Origin of the sequence: Lichenihabitans sp. Uapishka_5 (genome assembly GCF_033947565.1) — a bacterium.
In the GTDB taxonomy this organism is placed as follows: domain Bacteria; phylum Pseudomonadota; class Alphaproteobacteria; order Rhizobiales; family Beijerinckiaceae; genus Lichenihabitans.
In genome coordinates this window covers 1-1613 of record NZ_JARPVX010000189.1, presented here as the reverse complement: position 1 = coordinate 1613, position 1613 = coordinate 1, and the positions used below count along the sequence as shown (strand labels likewise).

Here is a 1613-nt window from a genome sequence, read left to right as displayed (position 1 = left end):
CCCACCCTTAGTTCACGCCGCCAGCTGTCCCAAAAAGCCTGACGACGGACAGCCGTGTGATCGCAAGCGGCGCCACAACTCGGTGCCGTTGCGGCAGCCGGCGGTCCACTGTGCGTCGAGAAGCGGCAGGTGCGCTTCCAGGGAGGACTGCCGCGTCCGGAACACATCCGTGCGCTCGCCCCGGAGCACCTGCCGCACGAGCTTGCGGCTATACCCGGTCCGCTTGACGATCTGCTTGATCGGCACGCCATTCGTCGCAAGCGCCTGGATCGCGGTGTTGGTCTCCTCCCGCCGCAGGAAGCCCTCGTACTGAAGCCGCTCTGCGGACGTGAGCAGCTTCGGGTCGATCACCGTCGCGCCGACCGCGGTGCGGATGGCGCGCATGGATTTGCGAACGGCATCGAGAAAAGCTGTGCTGGCATTCTCCATGAGGTGCCAGCGATCGGCGACCTGGATCGCATCTGGCAAAGCCTTGGTCGACGCTTCGCCATACCCGCCGCCGCGATCGCGCGACACGATCGCGATGCCGGGATGATCGGCCAACCAGGCTTGTATGGTCGCAACCTCCCGGTCGGGAAGCAGCGCCACGATCCGACGCCGTTCGAAGTCGCAGACGAGGCTGCCATAGCGATGGTTCCGTCGGCCGGCACGATCGCCGCCGTACGCTGCGGAAAAGCGTGTCGCTGCTCACCGGCAGCATGAGCCGTCGGGCGAAGCTCGCTCCGGGACGCCCGCTGAGAGCGAGGCCAAGGTGGTGGACGATGCCGTCGAGCCTTGCGGTCCGGCGTGAGCGGGGCTGGAGCACCGCGTCGTGGAAACGCTCGGCAAAGATCCGTCGCGGGCAGCCTGGTGCACCGCACAGGAAGCGGCGGGCAGCAAGACGAAGGCGAATGCCGCGACCTGCACAAGGGAGATCGGACACGTGGCGCATACAGCGGCTGTGAACGCGCGACGACACGCCGCCGCACAACGGGCAGCTCGCCTCGTTCGATAGGGCGTGCACCGAAATTGTCAGCATCGCGGCATCGGCCGAAATGCTGTCGATAACCAATCCTGCCGGGATCAAGGACGAAGAAGGAAGCTTCCGCTGCATGGTGCTGATCATCTTCGTGAACCAGCACAAGCCAAGCCAACAACGTCATCAAGAATGAGTCAGACTCCCGTTTGGACGCCTATACCCCCGAAAACAGGGGTCTTATTCCACGCCTAATCACATCCAACAGCATCGAGACGATTCGGGCGGGTGTCCTGGCAGGCTTCGGCATCGGACTCTTCACCAAGGCGTTGCTCGTCGGAGAACTTGCGAGTCCGAACGTCGTGACGGTCCTCGACGGATTCGTACGCGGCACCAGGGATGTGAATGTGGTCTGGCCAAAGCGCCGCTTCGTTCCGGCTCGCGTGCGACGCACGACGGAGTTCTTCGCGGACACGATACCAAAGCGCCTCTTCGACAGTGGCCACGTCCACCGGACCTCGATGGTACTCTTCTGATCGGCAGGCCCGTTGCCCGCATGCTCGCAACCGGCCATTTGGCGATGTAGAGAAGCCTGTCGGTAGTGCGCCCATGGACGAACCCGCTCTCGCGGGAGGGCTTCCTGAGAGGAAGAGCACAC

Annotated in this window: 1 protein-coding gene and 1 pseudogene; one reads left to right on the top strand and one right to left on the bottom strand. The window is 64.1% G+C overall.

Annotation, left to right across the window (positions count from 1 at the left end):
• Positions 1-51: 51 nt before the first annotated feature.
• Positions 52-1093 (bottom strand): annotated as a pseudogene (locus P7D22_RS23055) (transposase); the annotation flags it as partial.
• Between the two features lie 71 nt (positions 1094-1164).
• On the opposite strand from P7D22_RS23055, the gene P7D22_RS23050 reads away from it, so the two are divergent.
• Positions 1165-1491 carry a LysR substrate-binding domain-containing protein gene (locus P7D22_RS23050; RefSeq protein ID WP_319936577.1) on the top strand — a complete coding sequence of 109 codons (327 nt, stop codon included), beginning with the start codon at positions 1165-1167 and terminating at the stop codon, positions 1489-1491.
• The last annotated feature ends 122 nt before the right edge of the window (positions 1492-1613 follow it).